The sequence below is a fragment of the Chryseobacterium herbae genome, from assembly GCF_025154075.1.
GTDB classification, from domain to species: Bacteria; Bacteroidota; Bacteroidia; order Flavobacteriales; family Weeksellaceae; genus Chryseobacterium; species Chryseobacterium herbae.
The window spans coordinates 379,204-403,271 of record NZ_JAOAMU010000003.1 but is presented as its reverse complement, the minus strand read 5'-3'; the positions used below and the strand labels follow the sequence as shown (position 1 = coordinate 403,271).

Genomic DNA, 24,068 nt, shown 5'->3' with positions numbered 1-24,068 from the left:
TAAATCACTATTTTTTTAAACATCTTATTACACAATAGTTTATATTTTTCTTTTTCTCATCCATTCGTCAATTGAATAATTTATGCCCAAAAACATATATCGTAAAATAATAAAAATAATTCATTCAGATTTAAGGAATTTAATCAACATTCAGATTTCAAAATAAAACATAATCAACTGAATATCAATACTAAAATTATCAAAAACATCATTTTATATTATTATATTTGGCGTTATTCAGACCTGTCCGTGTATTGATGTTTTTATCAAATCGGGCTGGTTTTTAGTACAACAAAAAAATTAAAAGTATGACCTGAACACCAATTAAACATTTCAATTCAACTTAGCACAAATAAAAACACACCGATGAAAAAAAAATTACTTATTTATTTTGTAACTACTTTGTTATTTTGTTCTGAAAAATTAGTTTCACAAACTTATCAGCTTACAGGAAACCCTGTAAACACTACCGGCTGGGATCTCGTATCAAGTGTCGTCAACGGAGATTTTATACAACTCACTTCAGATCAGGTCTCCCAATTTGGAGCAATCAAACGATCTAATCCCATTACCTTAAGCTATTGTGAAAAATGGAAAGTAGAATTTGATTTCAGAATTGACGGAAATGGCACTTCTTCCTGCGGAAAAGGGGATGGATTCTCATTCTGGTATCTCGCCAATCCTCCTTCAGGATTTGTAACGGGAGCCGGTCTTGGAATTCCGAGCAACTCATCGGGCTTGATGGTAGGTTTTGATACATACAACAATGACAACGGGCACGCCATGAGTAAGGTACACCTGCTATACGGAACCAATAATATCGCGGGAAGCAATATTGAATATAACAATACTCCGGGAAGCACTTTCCATTCTCCCAATCTCAACCAGACCCTGCCGTTTGTAGGCTCTACCTATAAACATGTGGAAGCAACCGGCGAAAATGATCCTGCCAATCCCGGAAACTGGATCATCAGGGTAAAGATTAACGGTGTTGTTATTGTTAATCAGTCTTTTTCACCTTCAGGAGCTGCAGTAGGGCTATCACAGGGATATTTCGGTTTTTCAGCAGCAACAGGCTGTGCCACTTCAAGACATTCTATTAAAAACGTTAAGATTTTCGTGGACAAAGTTCCTATTCTGACTGACACCGTCACTTCATCTTTATGCGTCAGCTCTTCAACGGGAAGCAACACCATAAATTTAACCTCTTTTAATTCGCAATTCGTTAACAACCCTGGAAACTACACCTTTACCTATTTTATTTCAGGAAGTTCGACCCCTATTGCCAATCCTACCAATTTCCAATATTCAGCCAATACAACGATTAAAGTGGTGGTAAGTGACCCTTCTTCCGGCTTATGTAACAATGGTGATGGAAAAATACAACTGAATATCACTCATGTCACGGTTCCCACAATTACAGCCTCTGCCAACGTTATATGCCCCGCAACAAGTGTAACGCTTACTTCCAGTAATGCATCGGGTAATACATGGTCTACGGGAGCCACCACTCCTTCTATAACAGTGAATACTCCCGGAACCTACACTCTGACCAATACCAACGGAAACTGTACAAGTCAGCCGTCATCCATAATCCTCACTCAGGATACAGATCCTAATGTTCAGATCGCAGGAAACCTGGTCTTATGCAACGCTGCTTCGACCCAGCTTACAGCTTCTTCCGCAGGAACAGGAAATATGTACACATGGTCTACGGGAGCGACAACTCCTGCTATTACCGTAACTGCACCCGGAACTTACACGGTAACTATAAAAACACCTGCAGGATGCCGGTATCAGAAATCTGCTGTGGTTATTCAGGGAAATGTTCCTGTAACGCAGAATACAAGTTTAATCCAATGCTCGGGGACAGCTTCTGCTCTATTTAATCTGACCTCAGCTCAGCCTGCCATAAGTACAACTCCTGGTGTTACTTTTGCTTATTATATCAGTCAGGCTGATGCCATAGCCGGAAATGGAAATACAATAGCCAATCCTTCTGCATATACCTCAGGAAATGCTGTGATTTATGTCAGAATACAATCAGCAGAATGTTCAAAGATTGCAGAACTTCAATTGATCGTCACTCAGACACAGGTTCCGATTATCACAGCCTCTGCCAACGCTATATGTCCCGGAACAAGTGTAACGCTTACTTCCAGTAATGCAACAGGAAATACGTGGTCTACGGGAGCGACCACTCCTTCTATAACAGTTAATACTCCCGGAACCTACACCTTGACCAATACCAACGGAAGCTGCACCAGCCAGCAGTCTTCCATTACCCTAACTCAGGATGCAGATCCTAATGTACAGATCACAGGAAACCTGGTCTTATGTGCCACGGCTTCGACCCAGCTTACAGCTTCTTCCACAGGAACAGGAAATACTTATACATGGTCTACGGGAGCTACCACTCCTGCTATTACCGTTACTGCACCGGGAACTTACACGGTAACCGTAAAAACACCTGCAGAATGCCGGTATCAGAAATCTGCTGTGGTTATTCAGGGAAATGTTCCTGTGACTCAGAATACAAGTTTAACCCAATGCTCGGGGACAGCTTTTGCTCTATTTAATCTGACCTCAGCTCAGCCTGCTATAAGCACAACTCCCGGTGTTACTTTTGCTTATTATATCACTCAGGCGGATGCCCTAGCGGGAAATGCAAATACAATAGCTAATCCTTCTGCATATACTTCAGGAAATGCCGTGATTTATGTCAGAGTACAATCAGCAGATTGTTCAAAAATTGCGGAACTTCAACTGATCGTCACTCAGACACAGATTCCAATTATCACAGCCTCTGCCAACGCTATATGTCCCGGAGCAAGTGTAACGCTTACTTCCAGTAATGCAACGGGAAATACATGGTCTACGGGAGCTACTACGCCATCTATAACAGTTAATACTCCCGGAACCTACACCCTGACCAATACCAACGGAAGCTGCACCAGCCAGCAGTCTTCCATTACCCTAACTCAGGACACAGATCCTAATATACAAATTGCAGGGAACTTGACTTTCTGCCAAGGTTCTCCGACTATATTAACCGCTACAGCAGCGAGCTCCGGAAATATTTTCACGTGGTCAAACGGTACTACCGGACCATCCAATACGGTTGCTGCGCCCGGAATTTATACGGTCACTGTAACAACGCCTCCGGGATGTCACTACCAAAAGTCAGTTACTGTCACCATGGATCCTATCATCATTGTCAATATTGGTACTCCTGAATCTATAACATGTACCAATAATCAGATCATGCTCAATGCTTCTGCTTCTGTTTATCAGCCGGGTGCAACATTTTTATGGACAGCATCAGCCGGAGGAAATATTGTCTCGGGGGCCAATACTTTAACACCAACAGTGAATGCTGCCGGAACCTATACGCTTACCATTACCAGTAATACCCCTTTCGGATGTGTTAAACAGAGATCTGTAACCGTTATTAAAAACACTAATTCTCCTGTTATTTCTATAAGTGCATCACAACTTACAATCTGTAAAGGACAGTCTGTTACCCTTACTGCTTTAGGTGCTTCTACCTATATATGGAACAGTCTTCCCGGTAATGGAAACATCCAGACCGTTTCTCCTTCTACTACAACAACTTACAGTGTTACCGGCACGGGATTTAACGGTTGTCAGGCACAATCACCTGCAACCATTACCATCAAAGTCGTTCCTGAAATTGTATCTGCGTTGAAAGATGCCGAGCTTTGTGAGGGGGATAAGATTATTTTAGATGCCGGTTCCGGTACTGGTTACACCTATCTTTGGAATACCGGAGCTACCACACAAACCATTGATGTGACCCTTGCCGGTACTTATAGTGTAAGGATCAGTAACGGTGTATGCTCTAAAACATTTACAGCAAAGGTTTCCTATATTATGGTTCCTCAGATCAAAGCAATAACTTATAAAAATAATACCCTGATTATTGAAGCTACCAACAACTCTAATCTTCCGCTGGAGTATTCTATTGACGGTGGTTTTACATGGCAAAATTCTAACGTTTTCACTCCTGTTCTCAAGAATACCCAGTATTTTATCAGAGTAAGAACCAAAGGAACCTCCTGCTACGCTACCGGAGAATATTACACTTTCTTTATGGCCAATGTCATCACCCCGAATTATGACGGAAAGAATGACGTGATCGATTTCAGTGTTATCAGCCGATATGGAAGTTTCAGAGGGAGTATATTTGATAAATACGGTAAGTCTATTTTCAAGATTGATCCTAAAAACACCATCTGGAAAGGTGAATATTTAGGCAGACCTCTTCCTACCGACACTTACTGGTACTCTCTGTTCTGGGAAGATAAAATAAGTAAAAAACCGGTAGAATTATCCGGATGGATTTTATTAAAAAACAGAGACTAAAAAAAATGCAGACATTGATGTCTGCATTTTTTTTATCATTATACGGTAAATATTTTATTCTAAAAATTCCCGGCAGGCTGTTGTTGTGTTACACAGTGAATCATTCCACCGTTTTCATATAAATTTCTCACATCAATTCCAATGACTTTTCGGTCAGGATACTGTTTCTGAATCATTTCATTAGCCACTTTATCATTTGGATCGCCATAGTTGGGAACCAAAACCACTTTATTGGCAACATAGAAATTAATATAAGAGCCTTTTTCTTCCAGCTGCTTTCCATAAGCAGTTTTTACTTTATTTTTTGTTGCCGGCAGATATACTTTTTTGTATTCTTTTCCGTCTGCATTGGATGCTGCGTACAAGGTATTGATATCTTTATCGGTAAGTCCCATTTCAAAAAGACCGTCCTCGTCCATCGTGATCATGGTATTGTGATTGATGAATTTCATAAAACCGTCAATGTGCATATCGGTCACATCCAGTCCGGTAATACCATCAAGCCAGATAACCTTTGAAACACCGTAATATTTTTCAAACATTTCTTCAGCTTCCTGCTGTGTAATCCCTTTCGTTCGGGTAGATCCTTTTTTCTGACTGATCACAGAACTTTTACAGGCCATCAGAACACCGTTTCCATCGGTCTCTACCGATCCGCCTTCATTCACCATTTCTTCGTTCAGATCAATCACTTTAATGCCCAGATCCGCTCCTATTCGCTGAGGAATTTCATCACAATTTTCGGAATCGTATTTTCCTCCCCAGCCATTAAAGCCCCAATCTTCAATAAGTACACGTCCGTTATTATCTTTCACGAAAATAGGACCGTTATCTCTCACCCAGACATCATCGGTAGGATATACTTTGAAATCTACATTTTTTAAAGAGATTTTATTTTTTTCCAACAGATCGGAAATTCTTTTCTTTTCCTTATCATCATAAGCGATGATGTGAACTTTTTCTCCGGACTGAAGCTCACGTGTCATGTCAATCCACGTCTGCTCTATTCTTTTCCGGTATTCAGCGCCATGCTGGTGATGGTGTGGCCATTGCAGCCATGTTCCTTCGTGAGGTGAAGATTCTTCGGGGAAGTGATACGTCTGTGCCATACAAAATGTTACATTAAATAAAAGGGTGAGTGCTAATAATTGATTCATATCATTAAAATTTTTTTCCAATAAATAGTCCGAAATTAATATCGGTTTCAAAAGTACTTCCGGTCTGGGAAATATTGCTCCCTATCCCGAACTGCATTTTTTTGCTGTTTTCCAATCCCAAACGGATGATCTGGCTGCTGGCCTGATGTTCCTGAAAACTGAAATCAGATTCTACCATCAGCATGCTGTAGAAATTAAACCGTTCATTCAATTTAGGAGTGTATTCCAACAGAGTGTAAAGTCCCAATCCTGCTTTTCCGGTATCCAAAGAATAGGTAACGGCAGGAAATAAGTTGATTCCTAAAGTTCGGGTTTCTTTCACAAAAGCCAATCCCAGTGAAGGCATCACATCTTCGTCTGAAATATAAACCCCCGCGGAAGCGCCCCAGTTGCTGCCAACATAATAATTAAGACTCTGATGCACTGCCGGACTTACCTTTCGTGTTTCATAATCATAAGAAGCCGTTCCGGAAACGAAATAATTCCATCTGTTTTTAAAATCTTTATCATAAATTCCTAACACCTCAGCTTCCTTATTTCCGCCATAAGTCTGGATGGAAACCTGAGATTGTGCATAAGATGAAATTAATACAATAAAGAGGCATACATTTTTTTTCATTCTGTCCTGTTTTCTAAAAATTTTGCGGGATAAATTCCATCAGTTGGAGTATTTATCTGGGGCAAAATTAGATCATCAGAAAAACAAAACTTGTCCTAAAAGGACATCCTTACGAATGCAGCGGAAAATAAATATGGGTAATCATTTCTCCCTTTTCAGACTGCACATGTTCTTCTATAACATCCGAATTATCAAGCAGGAGTTCTGGTCGGGTGAGCCAAAAACGGTAAAAGGCCCGGTAAGTTTCTAAAATATTGTCAAAAGATCCGTAATGAGTAAACCGGATGTATTTCCCTCCAAAAATTTCTGTTTTCTGAAATCCTGAAGCTCCCGGCGCAGTATCTAGTATAGCCGCCCCATATCTGCAGTGGGAACGGTTGGTGATCAGCGGTTGATCCCGTATAATTCCATAAGCAGGAAAGGAATCTCCGTTTTGCTGTTCAATCGTGGTCCATAAATCATTAATCTCCTGATTATTGTAATCTTTAGCCTTAATGAATGTACAGTACACGGAAACCGCATCCTTGTATTTTATTTCATACTGCAGATCAGCAGCTTCACTGTCCAGAAATTCTTTAAAAATCTCCTGCTTCTGACTTCTGGCTTCTGCTGGTGAAATCTGATACTGTTTTTTAAATGCTTTTGAAAAAGACTGGATATTGAAATAACCTACTTCCCAAGCAATATCAGAGATTTTATCAGTGGTGTAGATCAGTTTTTTATACGATTTTTCCAGACGGAGACGCTTTTGAAATCCGGAGATGGTTTCTTTAAAGATCTTAAAAAAAATCCTTTGAAAATTACGGTAAGAATACTGCGACAGATGTTCTATTTCATCGGCCGTGATCTCTCTGTCAAAGTTTTCTTCGATATGATCAACAATCTTCTGTATTTCATTAAAACTGATCTGCACGGCTTTATATTTTGCCAATGGATTGGCTTACGTACTCTAAAGATAAATATTTTCAGTTGAGTACTCAACAAATTATTGAAACAAATAGCAGTTCTAAAGTAAAGCTGATACAGATCGTAAAAAGCTTTTATTTATAATTTATTTTATGATTCAGCTCTAACGGATTATCATCTTCAAGGATAGATTTTTGTGCCCGTTTGATCATTTCGTTCATATCCTGTTCTTTTCCCTGAGGATCATAAAATGTAACTTTCCCGGCAGTTTTAGAATTCCAGGGGTCATTATAATATGTTTTTCCGAGATGATCATATTTTGTCCAATCGATGGTAATGGCTTTTTTTCTTGCATCAAACCAATCGCCCCCCTTTTTTATTTGCACTAAATTGAATGTGTAGTCATGTTCTGTATCTTCAATAGAAATAATTAAACCGGGCAATCCATTGAAAACATACGGGCCATCATTAAACGGTAATTCTGTAGTAAACCAGGCAATCCAGCTTCTACCGCCATAATTAACTTCTGCTTTTTGTGATTTATATTTTCCGATTGTTTTTTGTTCTGATGAGATTTTCCAGTTTAATGGTTCATCAATAGGAATAAGATAATTTGCATGTAAATAAGTAATCATTTTTTTTGTTTTATTATTGCTAATATCTTTTTTAACATAAAACTGATTTTCAACCCCCATTTTATAGCCTCCATTTTTATTAATGAACGACAAGGAATCAGCTTTTCTAGCCATTGATTCCCGGAAAATAGAAATATTATTCTCAAAATCCAGCACCATATGATCCTTATAAATATCATCAGGTTTTCCTTTAGCAGATCTAAATTTAGTTTCATAAATAAAACTAAACTTCTGTGAAAAACAAAAGGTTGATACTATTGAAAAAAAGAAAATAAATTTCAATTGGTCTGTTGTTTTCATAAAGTCTGGGTTAAGTTTTTGGACTTGTTATTCGAATCGGAGACACCCCATTCGACCAAGTCAAATTTAGGCTCAAAAAACTTAAATAACTTACATAATTTCAATGAAAAGGACAAGTGTTCTGAATTCTATTTAAACGCAAAAAAGGACAGATCAAAATCCATCCTTTATATTATTAAGTAAATCTGTTGTACAGTTTATCACTTGATTTTAGGCTTATATAATTTAAACATCAGGAATAAGAACGCAAGCCATATTGGAATTAAGATCACCTGAATTTCCATTCCTGTAATGCTCATCAATACCAAAATCGCGACTAAAAACAGAATACAGATATAGTTCGAAACCGGATAAAATATGGAGGGAAATAAGGTCTTCACACCAGCTTTATCTTTCTCCTTTCTAAATTTCAAGTGGGTATAGCAGATCATCAGCCAATTGATAATTAACGTAGAAACCACCAGAGCCATTAAATATTCAAATGCTTTTTCAGGAACCAGTTTATTGATGATAATACAGATTCCGGCGAAACAGGAAGAGATCAGAATTGCATTGGTAGGAACACTGTTCTTATTCAGTTTCTTTAAGAACTTCGGTGCATTTCCCTGCTGAGCCAATCCGAACAGCATTCTGCTGTTGCTGTAAACACTGCTGTTGTACACTGATAAAGCCGCCGTTAAAACGATCAGATTAAGGATATTGGCAATTAAAACATTGAATTGAATCACCTTTCCGAATATATTGAATTCAAATCCATTTAAATTCTGGAAAACCATCACAAACGGGCTTGTTCCTTCTGTAATCTCTCTCCACGGGCTCAATGCAAATAAAATAACCAAAGCTCCTACGTAGAAAATCAAAATCCTGTAAATAACCTGATTGGTCGCTTTAGGAATCGTTTTTTCAGGATTTTTAGCTTCAGCAGCTGTAATCCCAATCAATTCCAATCCTCCGAAAGAGAACATGATCATCGCCATGGCGGCAAACAGTCCGGAAAACCCACCTTCCCCTTTATTAAAGAAACCTTTGGGAAAAAATCCGCCGTCGTTCCATAGATTGGAAATGCTTGCTTTATCGCCTCCGCTACCACTCACTAATAAATAAATACCGAAAACAATCATCCCGATGATAGCCACTACCTTGATGATGGAAAACCAGAATTCAGTTTCACCGTATACTTTCACAGATGCCAGATTTAAGGCCGTAATCATGATAAAAAAGAATAAACTGGAAACCCAGAGCGGGATTTCGGGCCACCAGAAGTGAATATAATGCCCGATGGCCGTCAGTTCAGCCATGCTTACAAGGATGTAGAGAATCCAGTAATTCCAGCCGGAAGCAAAACCGGGAAAGTTCCCCCAATATTTATAGGCAAAATGACTGAAACTTCCGGAAACAGGTTCCTGAACCACCATTTCACCAAGTTGGCGCATAATAAAGAACGCAATGATTCCTGCTAAAGCATACCCGAGAATAACGGAAGGACCCGCTAAAACTGCTGCCGGACCAATCCCGAGAAACAATCCTGTTCCTATGGCTCCTCCGAGGGCAATTAATTGAATATGTCTGTTGGTTAATCCTCTGACTAGAGCCCCATCATTGGACTCCGTTTTCTGTTCGCTGCTCATAAAATCAATTATGCCCTAAATATATAAAACTTTAGAGAAATTTAACTTCTATGAAGCTGTAAGAACCGTCAATGGATTCAGTTTTAAAGAATTAAAAAGTAAAAACAGGGTATTTCCTTATAAATATTCTTCAGGAATTGAAATATTATTGTTTTTCATGTACTCTAAAAGTGACTGATACCGATCATCACTCCCATCATTTCCACATTTGTGTGAAATACTGCAGATATCAGAAGGCTTAATTTCCAGAATATTTGAGATCTTCGTCAGTATATCGAGATTGATCTTCACTTTAGAATTTTCAATATCGGAATAGGCCTTTTGGGAAATGCCCATTTCAAAAGCCATATACTCCTGCGTAAAGTCTTTGCTTCTGCGGATTTTCCTGATATTTTGGCCACATACTTTCATCGTTTTTGTTTTAGTAGTTTTCGGTATAGTTTAGAAGGATACCTACTAGACTTACACAAAGTTAATAAATACCTTTGGCAAAACATTATACACGTTACATGATATTTATTTTTTCACCCAAATCAAGGTCACTGCCTTCTGATTTCAGAGGATAAATATCACTTCCGTACAACAACAATTGGAATTATGGAGACGCAAAAATTCAATTATGACAATAATATTGTCAGAGCATTCTTGTATGCTACTATCGTATTCGGGTTGGTCGGTTTTCTGCTGGGACTTTCGGCTGCGCTGATGCTTTTCTACCCTGAGTTGCCTGAGTTTTTATTCGGGACAGATGATACCACGATTAAGAGTCTGAGAAGCGGAAATATCCAGGGACTGATCAACACGCAGGGTGCTATGGGATTCGGAAGAATCAGAATGCTGCATACGAGTGCCGTTATTTTTGCTTTTGTGTGTAATTCCTTCTTCTGCGGTGCGTATTACAGCATGCAGAGACTTTTAAAAACAAGAATGTACAGTGATACGCTTTCATGGATTCATTTCTGGAGCTGGCAGCTGATGATCGTTGCTGTAGTGATCACATTCTTAATGGGAATCAATACGTCTAAAGAATATGCAGAACACGAGTGGCCGATTGACATTTTGATCACCTTCTCATGGGTTATTTTCGGAATCAATATGTTCGGAACCATTGCGAAAAGAAGGGTAAGACACCTTTACGTAGCCATCTGGTTCTATATCGCAACCTGGATTGCCGTAGCGATGCTGCATATCTTTAATAACCTTGAAGTTCCTCTATCATTCACAAGTTGGAAATCCTATTCTGTATATGCCGGTGTAAAAGATGCACTTGTACAGTGGTGGTACGGTCATAATGCCGTAGCATTCGTACTCACAACACCGGTACTGGGTCTGATGTATTATTTCATGCCGAAAGCAGCACAGCGTCCTGTATTCTCCTATAAATTATCCATTATTCACTTTTGGTCGCTGATATTCGTATACCTGTGGGCAGGCCCTCACCACCTTCAGTATACGGCGCTTCCGGCATGGGCTCAGGCCGTAGGTACGGGATTCTCTATTATGCTGATTGCTCCGTCATGGGGAGGAATGCTGAACGGACTTCTTACCTTAAGAGGAGCCTGGGACAAAGTAAGAGAAAATCCTATCCTTAAATTCTTCGTCGTAGCAATTACCTGTTATGGGATGGCTACTTTCGAAGGACCTTTATTAGCCACAAAATCTTTAAATAAAATCGGGCACTACACCGACTGGGTCATCGGGCACGTACATTTGGGTGCGCTTGGATGGAACGGTTTCATGGCCTTCGGGGTAGTCTATTATCTGATCCCGATCATGTGGAGAACCCCGTTATGGTCTAAAAAATTAGCCAACTGGCACTTCTGGCTGGGAACATTGGGAATTATCTTTTATGCCGTTCCGATGTATATCTCAGGATTCACCCAGGGATTGATGTGGAAACAGTTCAATCCGGAAGGAACTCTGTTATGGAAAAACTGGCTGGATACGGTGACCGCCATCATTCCTTACTTTAAAATGAGATTCTTAGGAGGTCTTCTCTATCTTTCAGGAGCTATTTTAATGGTGATCAATGTGATTAAAACCGTAAGATCAGGTTCATTCCAGAAAAACGTTCCGGCAGAAGCTCCGGCACTGGCAGATATTGGTACTGCAAGAAAAGAAGGCGAAGGTGTACACCTTTGGTTGGAAAGAACACCAAAACTATTATCTATCCTTGCTTTCATTACCGTAGCCATCGGCGGATTAATAGAAATCGTTCCGACTTTATCCTTAAAACAAAGTGTTCCGACGATCACGGCTGTAAAACCATACACACCGCTTGAACTGGAAGGAAGAGATTTATATGTCCGTGAAGGATGTAACTCCTGCCACTCCCAGATGATCAGACCTTTCCGTGATGAAATCGTGAGGTTTGAAGGTAAAAACGGACAATACTCAAAAGCGGGAGAGTTTATTTATGACAGACCATTCTTATGGGGTTCCAAGAGAACCGGCCCTGATCTTCACAGAGAAGGAGGTAGAAATCCGGATTCATGGCATTTCAAACATATGTACAACCCTAGAATTACCTCTGCAGGTTCCATTATGCCGCGTTTCCCATGGCTGATCACAAATCAGCTGGACCGTTCTCAAATGGTTGCCAAGATGAGGTTAATGAAAAATGTATTCGATGTTCCTTATTCAAAAGCGGAAATAGATTCTGCCGGACAATGGGCCGACAACCAGTCCAAAGCGATTGTACAGAGAATTTATTCTGAAGCTACCGATGTGAAAGATCAGATGGAAAAAGAAAAAATGGCAAAAGGAGCATCGTATGTTCCGCTTGAGCAGAGAGAAATTGTAGCCATGATCGCTTATCTGCAAAGATTGGGTACCGATATTAAAACTACACAGATCCAGACCGCAAGTGCTGAATAACCCATAAAATTGTACTGCAATGAAAAAGAGAACCCCTATTTCAATATATATCGCAACAACAATAGGCTTAACGATCATGGCGTTTGAAATGTTCGCCGGAGATTCAGGTTATTTTTCCTCGCCGTTTTTCTGGGCGCTTACTCTCATCGCTGTCATTCTTCTTCTGATCATGAACTCGATTGGAGATCTGGTGGAAAATGAGAGTTTCAACAGGCTGACAGACGAGGAAAAGAAGGAATATTTAGCAGAAAAAAACATTCCGTATTATCAGAAGCTTTGGAATTCAGCATTCAAAAAGCAATCTGCAACCGAAGAAAAAGACATTCTTATAGACCATGGTTTTGACGGAATCACAGAGCTTGACAACTCACTACCGAAATGGTGGATAGGTCTGTTCTGGTTTGGATGTATATTCTGTGTCGTGTATCTGATGGCTTTTGCCTTTACAGAATACGCTCATCCGGAAGCTGAATATGACAAAGAAGTGAAAACCATGCTTGCCTCCATCGAAGAATACGAAAAAAATGCTCCTCAGATCAATCTGGAAAATGCAAAATACAGCGCAGATCATATCGCTGAAGGTCAGGAATTATTTAAAACCAACTGCGTAACCTGCCATGGTGACGGCGGAAAAGGAGGCATCGGACCGAATCTCACAGATACCCACTGGATCAACATCAAAGAAAAAAGTCTGTTTAAAAACGTCTTCTGGATGCTTGAAAACGGCTCTCCGAATAATCCAACGATGCGTCCTTTCATCAAAGACGGAACCATTACAGGAAGAGATGCTGAGAAGATTGCAGCCTATATCTATCACATCAACCAGGAAACTTCTCCTATCACTCCGGCTCAGGGCGGTGCCGCTGCTCAGGGTGAAGAGGTGAAATGGGAAAACGGAAACAATTAGTTTTAATAGTCTGGAAGTTTGAAGCAGGAAGAGGGAAGTTATTGAGGTCAAAAAACAAATCTACAGCATAGTTTTATTAATTTTTTTTAAGCCAAATCATTAAATTTTAAAACAACAATCAAAATGAGTGCGCAATAAAAACTTCCAGCTTCCCTCTTCCAGCTTCCAATCCCTTATTAATAATTAACAAAAATTTATTATCTCCATATATTCCTTGCCCCCTTTGAAACTTATCTAACATTTGAATTTTCATTTTTGCTAACCTTTTCAACGTTAAAATGATATAAAGGGGGCTTTTATTAAAAAAAATCCAAACCTTGGTTGTCTTTATCAACATATTCACTTGACAACTACTCAACTAAATTCCATATCAGGACAGCCAAGGCAGGATTTTTGTACTTGTAACAGGATACCACAACAAAGAACTAATAAAATAGTATTCATATCTTTGTTAGAAACCTGATCGCATTTGAAACTAAAAATCAATAAAAGAAAAATTTTAAAGCGTATTGCAATAACCTTTATTTCGATATTGGTTTTTGTTACCCTTCTGATATTAAGTCTGAGGCTTCCTGCCGTTCAAAATTTCATCAAAGACAAACTTGTCGTGTATCTTGAGAAAAAAATCAAGACCAAAGTAAGTCTGGAAAGGGTTTATATAGGATTCCCGAACAGTCTTGTCATGGAAAATCTTTATCTTAAAGGACAAGATGTGGACACCCTTCTTGCTGTTAAAAAGCTGGATGTAGGTCTTAATATGATGAAGCTCATCAGTTCCACGGCCGACATTACTTCGGTGGATCTTGAGGGAGCCCGCGCCAATGTGGTACGGAAACCCAACGGAACATTCAATTTCGATTATATCATCAATGCTTTTGCGACCAGCGATAAAGAGGAAAGTTCTTCCAAACCTTTTATTATTTCTCTTGATAAGATCAATTTAAAAGATATTGGGGTGACCTTCAACGATCAGCAGTCGAAGAACGATATTAAATTATATTTCAAATCATTTGATACGAGAGTTAAAACTTTTGACCTTAATAAAAATACCTATGCCGTTAATGACATTAATCTTGACGGACTGAAATTAAAATTAAAACAAGACCTTATTGAAGAGGTTTCTAAAAAAGTAGAGAAAAAGGTAGATTCTCTCAACGATAAAAAGCCGATGAATATTGGCCTGAGAGGAATCAAACTGACCAATTTCGATATTGATTATGGCGATGACAATACCAAAACATTTGCAAAAGTTCTCTTCAAAGAATTAAGTACGAAGGTCAATAAACTTGATCTTGAGAACAATTCCTACAATATTTCCAATGTTTTCCTTTCCGGAGCAGACATTAATGCCAACCTTTATATTCCTGCCCAAAATGCCAATCCGAAGGATACAAAAGAACCTGAAGTTTCTAAAGTTTCGGACAAGGATAAAGCCATGAAAGTGCTTCTTGGAAAACTGGTTTTGAATGACGTAAAAGCTGTGTACAACAATACCGCAATTGCTCCAACCAAACAGGGAATGGATTTCAACCACATGAATTTTTCTAAAATGAACGTGGAAGTAAGAAGCTTTAAAATGGAGAACAATACGTTTGCAGGAACCGTGAATTCAGCAGAAATTCAGGAAGGAAGAGGCCTGGATATCCAGAAATTCAATACCGATTTTGTGTATGCTGAAAAACAGGCTTATCTGAAAGATCTTTATCTCCAAACTCCGAAAACCCTGATCCGTGATGAGGTGATTTTAAATTATGAATCCCTCGATCAGCTGACTTCAAATCCGGGTGCTGTAAAAATTTCAGCCAATATCAAAGATTCCAAAATAGGTTTCGCAGATATCCTGAATATTGTTCCGACATTACGAAATACTGCTCCATTCAATAAATACCCGAACGCAATTCTGAATGTGAACGCCAATGTTCAGGGAATCGTCAATGATTTACTGATCAAAGATCTTAAAGTGTCAGGTCTGGACCAGTTGAGAGTGGCGGCATCGGGGAGAATCAAAAATGCAATGAAACCTGAAAACCTGTACTATGATCTTAGGATTGCAGAATTTTCAGCAGAAGCTAAAACGGTCTACAATCTGGTTCCGAAAAATACCATTCCATCCAATATCTCCCTGCCTTCCCACTTCAGTATCAAGGGAAGTGCGAAAGGAACAACGAAAGTCGTGAAGGCAGACCTGAACCTCTACTCTACTCTTGGAAATGCCGCTATTGTGGCAGATGTGGACATGAGCAGAAAAAACCGCGAGCTATATGATGTAAAAGCTAATCTTCAGGCGATCCAGGTCGGAAAAATTATTAAGAATAAAGATGTCGGAGCCGTTACCGCTCAGATTTCCGCCAAAGGGGAAAGCTTTGACTTCAAAAATGCAAAAGCAGATCTTAAAGGTCATGTAGCATCAGCTGTTTACAAAGGATACCGGTACCAGAATATGGATCTGACGGGTAAAATTAATAAAGGAGTTTATAATATCGTTTTAAATTCAAAAGATCCGAATGCGAATCTGAATTTAATAGCTTCGGGAGTTTACAATAAAAAAAATCCTACGGTAAAGATTAATGGTGAAGTGATTAAGCTTGATGTGAATAAACTTGGATTCTACGAGAAACCAATGATTATCGCAGGAAAGATCGACGGAGATTTCACAAGCCTTGATCCGGATGCGTTGAACGGTTATTTAAACTTAAAAGATTTTGCATTCTCAGATACCAAAGAAGTCTATCCTGTTCAGGAAGTTAATCTAAAAGCGTCTTCTACACAGGATTCCACGCAGATTATTTTCAATTCTCAGATTGCTGATGTTTCATTAAAAGGAAAATATAAACTGACCCAGATTTTTGGTGCTTTAACGCAGACCATTAATCAGTATTACCAGTTCCAGAAGCCTGCTAAAGGTCAGAAAATTGATCCGGGACAGTTTTTCACATTCAATGCCAAGATTAAAAATGATGATCTGATCAGGAAATTTGTTCCGGAGCTGAAAACTTTTGAAACGATCAATTTAGCCGGAAATTATGATGCTGATTCTCAAAAAATTGAAATAGACGGGCAGATCCCGCAATTATTATATGGTGAAAATTCGCTGGAAAATGTCGCGTTAAAAGTAACCAATGAAAATCAGGCGTTACAGTACAGTCTCAATGCAGGTTCTTTAAAAAGTTCCAGTTTCACTCTGAAAAAAATCGCGGTGACCGGAGATGTAGCGGATAATACCATCAATTATAATATTACCACCAAAGACGACAAAGATGCTACGCAGTTCCTTATTGCAGGAAAGGCCAAATCGCTCAATGATATCACAGAAATATCTCTGAACCCGGATGGTTTAAAACTTAATTATTCGGACTGGAATGTTGCTGAAAACAATAAGATCCAGATCAGCAGCAAAGGGATTTTAGCGGATAATTTTGTTTTGTCAAACGGAGGAAGCCAGATCTCACTGCAGTCTGAAACTGAAAGTCCAGCCAGTCCTTTGAATGTTGCCCTGAAAGATTTTAAAATCGAAACTATTACCGAACTGATTAAAAAAGATACGGTTCTGGCAAAAGGAACAATCAACGGAACAGCTCAGCTTCGTGATGTCACGAAAAATATGACCTTCACTTCAGACCTTAACATTACAGATCTGATCGTGTATGGAAATGCGGTTGGAAATATGGCGGTTAAAGTGAATAATTCTTCACCGAATATTTTAAATGCTGATGTTGCCTTATCCGGAAATGATAATGATGTGAAAATCCTTGGAGATTACAATACTTCTTCAAGCACATTTGATCTGAATATGGCGATCAATAAGCTTCAGATGAAGAGTGTTCAGGGCTTCTCCATGAATGCGATAACGAATACGGAAGGTTATATTTCAGGAAATTTAAAGATCACCGGAAATACACAAAAACCGAATATTTTAGGTAAAGTAAAATTCAATGATGCAGGGCTGGAAATTGCCAAAACCGGCAGTGATTTCAGAAAACTGAATGATGAAATTGACTTCACCAACCGTGGTATTGAATTTAATAAATTTAAAATCAACGATAAGGACGGAAATTCTCTTGTGATCAACGGACAGGTTCTTACTCAGACCTACAGGGATTTCGCATTTAATCTTGATGTGAATGCCAAAGACTTCAAAGTCGTGAATTCAGAAAAATCCAATGACGCGATGATGTATGGAATTCTTGCGATTGATGCAGGACTTCATATCCGCGGAAACCTGGATCTTCCGAAAGTGGACGGCAGACTGGCCGTTTCTGATGACACTGATTTCACTTTTGTCCTTCCGCAATCAAGCCCTTCAGTACAGGAGAGAGACGGAATTGTCGAGTTCATTGATCAGGATCAGGTTGTTTTAAACAAAACCATTAAAGCTGATTCTCTGAAAGCTCAAAGCCGCATCAAAGGAATGGACGTGAGTGTGAATATTGAAGTCAGCAAGGAAGCTAAAATGTCCATTGTGATTGATAAAGCTAACGGAGATTTTGTAAAACTTCAGGGTGAAGCAGAACTGACCGGTGGAATTGATCCTTCAGGAAAAACAACGCTTGTAGGGGTTTATGAAGTGGAAAAAGGGTCTTATGAACTTTCTGTAAGTCTTCTGAAACGTAAATTTGATATCCAGAAAGGAAGTACCATTACGTGGACTGGTGAACCGACTGCTGCTATTATGGATATTACCGCTGTCTATAAAACGGAAGCTCCACCTATTGATCTTGTTGAGCAACAAGTGAGTGGCGAAGATGCTTCCATACTGAACCAGTTTAAACAGAGAATCCCTTTCAATACTTTACTAAAAATGAAAGGTGAACTTCTGAAACCACAGATCAGTTTTGATATCACGACGGACGAAAAAAATAATGCGATCTCGTCTACGGTAAAAGATATTGTTGATCAAAAGCTTACCCAGCTGAGAACTCAGGAATCTGAAATGAATAAGCAGGTTTTTGCCCTTCTTCTGCTGAACCGTTTCATTGGGGAAAATCCTTTTGAATCCGGTGCGGGAATGTCTGCTGAAATGATGGCCAGACAAAGTGTTAGTAAAATTCTTTCGCAACAGCTGAACAATCTTGCCTCAGGTTTAATCAAAGGAGTGGATATAGATTTAGGTCTTGATTCTTCCGAAGATTATTCAACCGGGAAGAAAAATACAAGAACGGATCTGAATGTTGGAGTAAGTAAAAAATTACTGAATGACCGTCTGAAAGTTTCCGTGGGAAGTAATTTTGCCTTGGAAGGTGAAGCACGCCAAAACGAAAGCACAACGAATATTGCGGGAAATGTTACGGTAGATTACAGCCTTTCAAAAGACGGAAGATATATGCTTCGTGCCTATCGTAAGGATGAATATCAGGTGGCTCTTCAGGGACAGATCATAGAAACGGGAGTAGGTTTTATCATCACTTTAGACTATGATAAATTCCGTGAGATCTTCCAAAAAACCAAGAAAGAGAGACGCAAAAAAGAAAACAAAAATAACCAAGTGGTAGAATTTAAATAATGAAAAGCAGACTTAATCTATATTGTAAATATCTGTTCGCTTCGGGCCTTACCGCAGCTAGTCTTTCCTGCAGCAATACGAAATATCTGAAGCAGGGACAGATGCTGTATACCGGCGGGGAAGTAAAAATAGAAAATGACAGTCTTTCGAAGAAAGAGAAAAAGGAACTGAAGACTGCTTTGGAGGAGAATTTAGTTCCTAAACCTAATTCCACGTTATTAGGTCTCCGTCCGAAATTATATTTCTACAATATCGCCAAAGAACCTAAAAAAGATAAAGGTTTTAATTACTGGCTAAAATATAAAGTGGGTGAAAAACCTGTATTGCTGGGAGATGTAGATCGTGAGTTCAACAGAAAGATCATTGAAAATTATTCTGAAAACAAAGGCTATTTTAATGCAAAAGCTACCTATGATACGGTTTCCAAAAACAAAAAAGCGCAGGTTATTTATACCTTAAGACCCGGTGCAAGATATTTGGTCAGCAATGTTAAATTTCAGCAAGACTCTTCACTGGTGAATAAGGAAATTCAAAATTTGGCCAATAAAACGCTGCTTAAATCCGGAAAACCTTTTGATCTCGATGTGATTAAAAATGAGAGAGAAAGAATAGATAACGGCTTAAAGGAAAGAGGATTCTATTATTTCAGTCCGGACAATATTCTTGTTCAGGCTGACAGTACGGTAAGCAAAAATCATAAGGTTGAGCTTAACGTAAAATTAAAAGAAGACACTCCGGATCTGGCAACTGATCAGTTCAGCATCGACAAAGTGATCGTTTTTCCGAATTATAATATTCAGGATGTCAAGAGAGGCAAATACAGCGTTCCGATGAACCCTGATTCGCTTTCCAAATATGCATATGATGATATTTATGTGATCGATCCGCAGCATAAATTTAAACCAAAAATCTTCGACAGAGCTTTGTACTTTAAAAAAGGAGATCTGTATAACCGTTCCAACCACAATCTTACCCTTAACCGTCTGATCAGTCTGGGTGTTTTCAAATTTGTAAAAAATGAATTCATTGTTTCAGATTCATTAAAACATCAGTTTGATGCGTATTATTTACTGACCCCAAGACAAATTCAGTCGTTGAGGCTGGAAGCTTTGGGAAGAACCAATTCCGCCAATTATGCAGGTAGTGAATTGAACTTAAACTGGACCCACAGAAACTTTTTCAGAGGAGCCGAACAGTTTAAAGCGGCTATTTACGGCGCATTCGATTTCCAGATGGGCGGTCAGGAAAATGCAAAAAATCTGTTTCGTGCGGGATCAACCGTACAGCTTTCCATTCCAAGGATCGTAGCCCCTTTCCGCTTCAATTCTTCAAGTGCTTTTGTTCCGAGAACAAATATCAATTTAGGATTTGAATTTCAAAACCGTACCGAGTATTATACGCTTAATACGTTCAGTGCATCATTTGGGTATTTATGGAAGGAAAATGTGAGAAAGGAACATGATCTGAAGATATTGGATGTCACATTGGTCTCTCCTACCAAGGTTACCGCTTTATATGACTCAATATCGGCTAACAGTGATGCCATGCAAAGGGTTGTTCAAAAGCAGCTTATTTTTGGCCCTACCTATTCTTATACCTATACCAATACAATGCTGTCCAAGCCTACTACCATTTACTATAAAGGAACATTGGATCTGGCAGGAAATCTTACAGGTTTGGTAACGGGCGCCAATGTTGAAAAAGGAAAAGAAAAAAAGATTTTCGGAATTCCTTTCAGTCAATATGCCAAAATAGAAAATGACTTCAGGCTTTATCATAAGTTCACAGAAAAAACTTCTTTAGCCACAAGATTTATTGGCGGGATAGCTTATCCGTACGGAAATTCAGAAAATATTCCTTTCTCCAAACAGTTCTTTTCCGGAGGAAGTAATAGTATCAGAGCTTTCCGAGCAAGAACATTAGGCCCAGGAAGTTTTGACCCAAGAACTATTAAATCAGGTTATTATTTTGATCAGTCCGGAGATATCAAGCTGGAACTTAATGCAGAATACCGTGCTAATCTTTATAAATTTTTAAATGTTGCCGTCTTCGCAGATGCAGGAAATGTCTGGTTAATTAATGAAGATACCCAAAGACCGGGTGCTAAATTTTCTAAGGAATTTTTAAGCGAAGTTGCAGTCGGAGCCGGAGTTGGTCTAAGACTTGATTTCTCTATCTTAATTTTGAGGCTGGATCTTGCCATGCCATTGCGTGTTCCTTATTACGAAAAAGGAGACCGATGGGCATTTAACCGGATTAATTTCGGAGATTCACAATGGAGAAAAGATAATTTAGTTTTAAATATAGCCATCGGATATCCTTTCTAATATGATCAACACCATCAAATTTTTCTGGGAGACTTTAAAAGAGACTTTCGACGAATGGAACAATTCTTCCGCATCAAAAGATTCGGCGAGTTTAGCCTATTACGCCATCTTTTCTATCCCGGGATTATTGATTATTATCATCTGGATTGCCGGAAACTTCTTTGGTGAGGAAGCTATTCGCGGAGAAATCAGCAACCAGATCGGTGGATTAATGGGAACTGATGTGGCCAAAAGTATTGAAGGCATGATTGCCGGAGCACTCATTGATAAGCAGAATATTTTTATGAAAACCGTGGGAATAGGATCTTTGGTTTTCGGTTCTACGACTCTGTTTTTTCAGTTACAACATACTTTAAATACCCTTTGGGACGTAGAAGCTGCTCCTAAAAAGGCTTTAGTTAAATTTCTCTTAGATAGAGCCAACTCATTGGGAATGATCCTTATTTTAGGTTTCTTACTGATGATCACCATGATTCTGTCTTCGATGATCAGTCTGTTTAACAACTGGATCACCAATTATTTTGGTCTTGAAACGTATATGCTTGTAGAGCTCGTGAATTTTGCCATCGGTTTTGGTTTGGTCATGCTCTTATTTGCACTCATGTTCAAGGTACTTCCTGATGTAAAAATCAGCTGGAAACCTGTATGGAAAGGCGCTTTACTGACTACTATCTTATTTACATTGGGTAAATTTTTACTGAGTCTGTATTTCGGCAATTTCAAACCTACGTCTACTTTCGGAGCTGCAGGAACCGTTATTTTAATTATGATGTGGATTAATTATTCCTGTATGCTGATCTTTTTCGGAGCCGAGTTTACGAAAGTATACAACTACAAAAAAGGCTACAAAGTGGTTCTTTCCAAGCATGCAAAATGGAGTGCGGCGAAGATGTACCGGGACGGTAAGCGAGATGGGTTGAAAGAAGGTTGATGCGGGATTCGGGGTTCGGGATGCGTGGTTTAGGTTACAAGGTTCTTTAGTATTAATCGTTGTTTATCATTAATACATTTTACATGAAAAAAAATAGCCTCCCAAAAATTCAGGAGGCTTTATTTTTTTACATTCTGTTCACTGTTCCTATTCCCAGCAATGTTAATGATTTTTGTATTGTTTTTGCCGTTATATCTGATAGATTTAAGCGGAATTGTTTTAAATTTTCATCCTCAAGTTTTACAATCGGAGTGTTTTGATTCTGATAGAATGAGTTGTAAGATTTAACCAGGTCATAAACATAATTGGCAACTAATGCCGGACTTAATGCTTCCGCTGCTTTTTCCACTACATTTTTATAGTTGACTAGTAATATGATCAGTTCTTTTTCAAATTGATTGGCATCAACAGTAGCAACTTCCTTATACTGATAATTGGCTTTTGCCAATAGAGATTGAATACGTGCATAGGTATATTGAATAAACGGACCTGTATTTCCGTTGAATTCAATACTTTCTTCCGGATTGAACAGCATTTTTTTCTTAGGATCCACTTTCAGCATGAAATATTTCAAAGCTCCCATACCGATTATTTCATAAGAAGATACTTTTTCCTCTTCTGAAAGGCCTTCCAATCTTCCCAGTTCTGTTGCTTTTAATTTTGCCGTCTCATGCATTTCCTGCATCAGGTCATCAGCGTCTACAACAGTTCCTTCACGGGATTTCATTTTTCCGTTCGGAAGTTCTACCATCCCATAAGAAAGGTGGAATAATTGATCCGCCCATGTATATCCTAATTTTTTCAAGATTTTAAATAAAACCTGGAAATGATAATCCTGTTCGTTTCCTACTGTGTAAATTAATTTCTGAATATTATTTTGTTTAAAACGTTCTACTGCCGTTCCCAAATCCTGAGTCATATACACAGAAGTTCCGTCTGAACGCAATAATAATTTTTGATCTAAACCTTCATCTGTAAGATCACACCATACAGAACCATCTTCTTTCTGATAAAGAATACCTTTATCTAATCCTTCCTGAATAAGATCTTTTCCTAATATATAGGTATTGCTTTCATATTGAATCTGATCAAAATCAACACCCAATCTTTTGTAAGTTTCGCTAAAGCCTTTATAAACCCATGCGTTCATTTCTTTCCAGAGATTTCTTACCGTCTCGTCGCCACTCTCCCAATCTAAAAGCATTTTTTGAGCCTCAACAATCGATGGAGCTTCTTTTTTTGCCTGATCTTCTGTTGAACCCTGTGCAACAAGTTCTGCAATTTCTGTTTTGTAGTTTTTATCAAATTCTACATAATAGTTTCCTACAAACTTATCTCCTTTTGTGTTCGTTGACTCCGGGGTTTCGCCTTTTCCAAATTTTTCCCATGCCAACATTGACTTACAAATATGAATCCCTCTGTCATTGATAATTTGACTTTTGATCACATCATAGCCTGCCTCTTTAAGAATCTGCGCTACGGAAAATCCTAATAAGTTATTTCTAACGTGTCCAAGGTGAAGGGGTTTATTGGTATTGGGAGAAGAATATTCCACCATTACCGTAGAATTTTTCTTTTCTATGGTATCAAAATCGTTGCTTACAGATCTGAAGTTATCCACAAACAACTGGTTTTTTACCTTAATATTAAGGAAACCTTTTACGACATTGAAACTTTCAAACAGATCAGAGTACTCCGTCAAAGCTCCTCCTAATTCAACGCCAATATTTTCGGGATTTTTTTTCAGCTGCTTTACCAATGGAAATGTAACAATGGTAAAGTCTCCTTCAAATTCTGTTTTATTTTCCTGAACTTCCAGATTGATGTCTTTCAATTGAAAAACATTTAAAATAACCTCCGAAAGTTTCTTCTCTATGATATCTTTAATATTCATG

At 38.7% G+C, this 24,068-nt stretch carries 13 protein-coding genes; 6 read left to right on the top strand and 7 right to left on the bottom strand.

All coding sequences use genetic code 11. The annotated features are described in order from the left end of the window. Positions 1–366: 366 nt before the first annotated feature. Positions 367–4,386, top strand: coding sequence for a T9SS type B sorting domain-containing protein (locus tag N0B48_RS11805; protein ID WP_259838993.1), 4,020 nt, complete (start codon positions 367–369; stop codon positions 4,384–4,386). 59 nt (positions 4,387–4,445) lie between these two features. Here the strand turns inward: N0B48_RS11805 and N0B48_RS11800 are convergent, their stop codons facing one another. The 6 genes from N0B48_RS11800 to N0B48_RS11775 all read right to left on the bottom strand — a co-directional run bounded on the left by N0B48_RS11800 (position 4,446) and on the right by N0B48_RS11775 (position 10,042). Beyond that, positions 4,446–5,543 carry an agmatine deiminase family protein gene (locus N0B48_RS11800; RefSeq protein ID WP_259838992.1) on the bottom strand — a complete coding sequence of 366 codons (1,098 nt, stop codon included), beginning with the start codon at positions 5,541–5,543 and terminating at the stop codon, positions 4,446–4,448. Between the two features lie 4 nt (positions 5,544–5,547). Continuing rightward, positions 5,548–6,162, bottom strand: coding sequence for a hypothetical protein (locus N0B48_RS11795; RefSeq protein ID WP_259838991.1), 615 nt, complete (start codon positions 6,160–6,162; stop codon positions 5,548–5,550). A gap of 109 nt (positions 6,163–6,271) precedes the next feature. Continuing rightward, complete coding sequence (locus N0B48_RS11790) at positions 6,272–7,093, bottom strand: AraC family transcriptional regulator (protein WP_259838990.1); 822 nt, start codon at positions 7,091–7,093, stop codon at positions 6,272–6,274. Positions 7,094–7,202: 109 nt separating this feature from the next. Further along, positions 7,203–8,003: a GLPGLI family protein gene (locus tag N0B48_RS11785; protein WP_259838989.1), complete on the bottom strand. Its 801-nt coding sequence runs from the start codon at positions 8,001–8,003 to the stop codon at positions 7,203–7,205. 200 nt (positions 8,004–8,203) lie between these two features. After that, positions 8,204–9,631, bottom strand: a complete 1,428-nt coding sequence (locus N0B48_RS11780) for an amino acid permease (protein WP_259838988.1) — start codon at positions 9,629–9,631, stop codon at positions 8,204–8,206. 117 nt (positions 9,632–9,748) lie between these two features. Continuing rightward, positions 9,749–10,042 carry a helix-turn-helix domain-containing protein gene (locus N0B48_RS11775; protein ID WP_259838987.1) on the bottom strand — a complete coding sequence of 98 codons (294 nt, stop codon included), beginning with the start codon at positions 10,040–10,042 and terminating at the stop codon, positions 9,749–9,751. A 186-nt stretch (positions 10,043–10,228) separates the two neighbouring features. Here N0B48_RS11775 and ccoN point away from each other — a divergent pair, with 186 nt between their 5' ends. From ccoN to N0B48_RS11750, 5 genes are all read left to right on the top strand, one after another. Beyond that, positions 10,229–12,508, top strand: a complete 2,280-nt coding sequence (gene ccoN, locus N0B48_RS11770) for a cytochrome-c oxidase, cbb3-type subunit I (protein WP_259838986.1) — start codon at positions 10,229–10,231, stop codon at positions 12,506–12,508. A gap of 19 nt (positions 12,509–12,527) precedes the next feature. After that, positions 12,528–13,415, top strand: coding sequence for a cbb3-type cytochrome c oxidase N-terminal domain-containing protein (locus N0B48_RS11765; protein WP_259838985.1), 888 nt, complete (start codon positions 12,528–12,530; stop codon positions 13,413–13,415). 469 nt (positions 13,416–13,884) lie between these two features. Continuing rightward, positions 13,885–18,915 carry a translocation/assembly module TamB domain-containing protein gene (locus tag N0B48_RS11760; protein ID WP_259838984.1) on the top strand — a complete coding sequence of 1,677 codons (5,031 nt, stop codon included), beginning with the start codon at positions 13,885–13,887 and terminating at the stop codon, positions 18,913–18,915. Further along, entirely contained in the window at positions 18,915–21,242 is a 2,328-nt protein-coding gene (tamL, locus tag N0B48_RS11755) for a translocation and assembly module lipoprotein TamL (protein ID WP_259838983.1), read from the top strand. Before N0B48_RS11760 ends, tamL begins: the two co-directional genes overlap by 1 nt. Before the next feature lies 1 nt (position 21,243). Beyond that, entirely contained in the window at positions 21,244–22,173 is a 930-nt protein-coding gene (locus tag N0B48_RS11750) for a YihY/virulence factor BrkB family protein (RefSeq protein ID WP_259838982.1), read from the top strand. 127 nt (positions 22,174–22,300) lie between these two features. Here N0B48_RS11750 and argS read toward each other — a convergent pair whose 3' ends face one another. Further along, the gene (gene argS / locus N0B48_RS11745) at positions 22,301–24,067 is read right to left on the bottom strand and encodes an arginine--tRNA ligase (protein WP_259838981.1); all 1,767 of its coding nucleotides are present in this window, start codon (positions 24,065–24,067) and stop codon (positions 22,301–22,303) included. Between the last annotated feature and the right edge of the window lies 1 nt (position 24,068).

Excerpts from the sequence above, each read along its gene's own strand:
- N0B48_RS11805 (WP_259838993.1), top strand. The coding sequence starts at position 367 with ATGAAAAAAAAATTACTTATTTATTTTGTAACTACTTTGTTATTTTGT.
- N0B48_RS11800 (WP_259838992.1), bottom strand. The coding sequence starts at position 5,543 with ATGAATCAATTATTAGCACTCACCCTTTTATTTAATGTAACATTTTGT.
- N0B48_RS11795 (WP_259838991.1), bottom strand. The coding sequence starts at position 6,162 with ATGAAAAAAAATGTATGCCTCTTTATTGTATTAATTTCATCTTATGCA.
- N0B48_RS11785 (WP_259838989.1), bottom strand. The coding sequence starts at position 8,003 with ATGAAAACAACAGACCAATTGAAATTTATTTTCTTTTTTTCAATAGTA.
- N0B48_RS11780 (WP_259838988.1), bottom strand. The coding sequence starts at position 9,631 with ATGAGCAGCGAACAGAAAACGGAGTCCAATGATGGGGCTCTAGTCAGA.
- N0B48_RS11775 (WP_259838987.1), bottom strand. The coding sequence starts at position 10,042 with ATGAAAGTATGTGGCCAAAATATCAGGAAAATCCGCAGAAGCAAAGAC.
- ccoN (WP_259838986.1), top strand. The coding sequence starts at position 10,229 with ATGGAGACGCAAAAATTCAATTATGACAATAATATTGTCAGAGCATTC.
- N0B48_RS11765 (WP_259838985.1), top strand. The coding sequence starts at position 12,528 with ATGAAAAAGAGAACCCCTATTTCAATATATATCGCAACAACAATAGGC.
- tamL (WP_259838983.1), top strand. The coding sequence starts at position 18,915 with ATGAAAAGCAGACTTAATCTATATTGTAAATATCTGTTCGCTTCGGGC.
- N0B48_RS11750 (WP_259838982.1), top strand. The coding sequence starts at position 21,244 with ATGATCAACACCATCAAATTTTTCTGGGAGACTTTAAAAGAGACTTTC.
- argS (WP_259838981.1), bottom strand. The coding sequence starts at position 24,067 with ATGAATATTAAAGATATCATAGAGAAGAAACTTTCGGAGGTTATTTTA.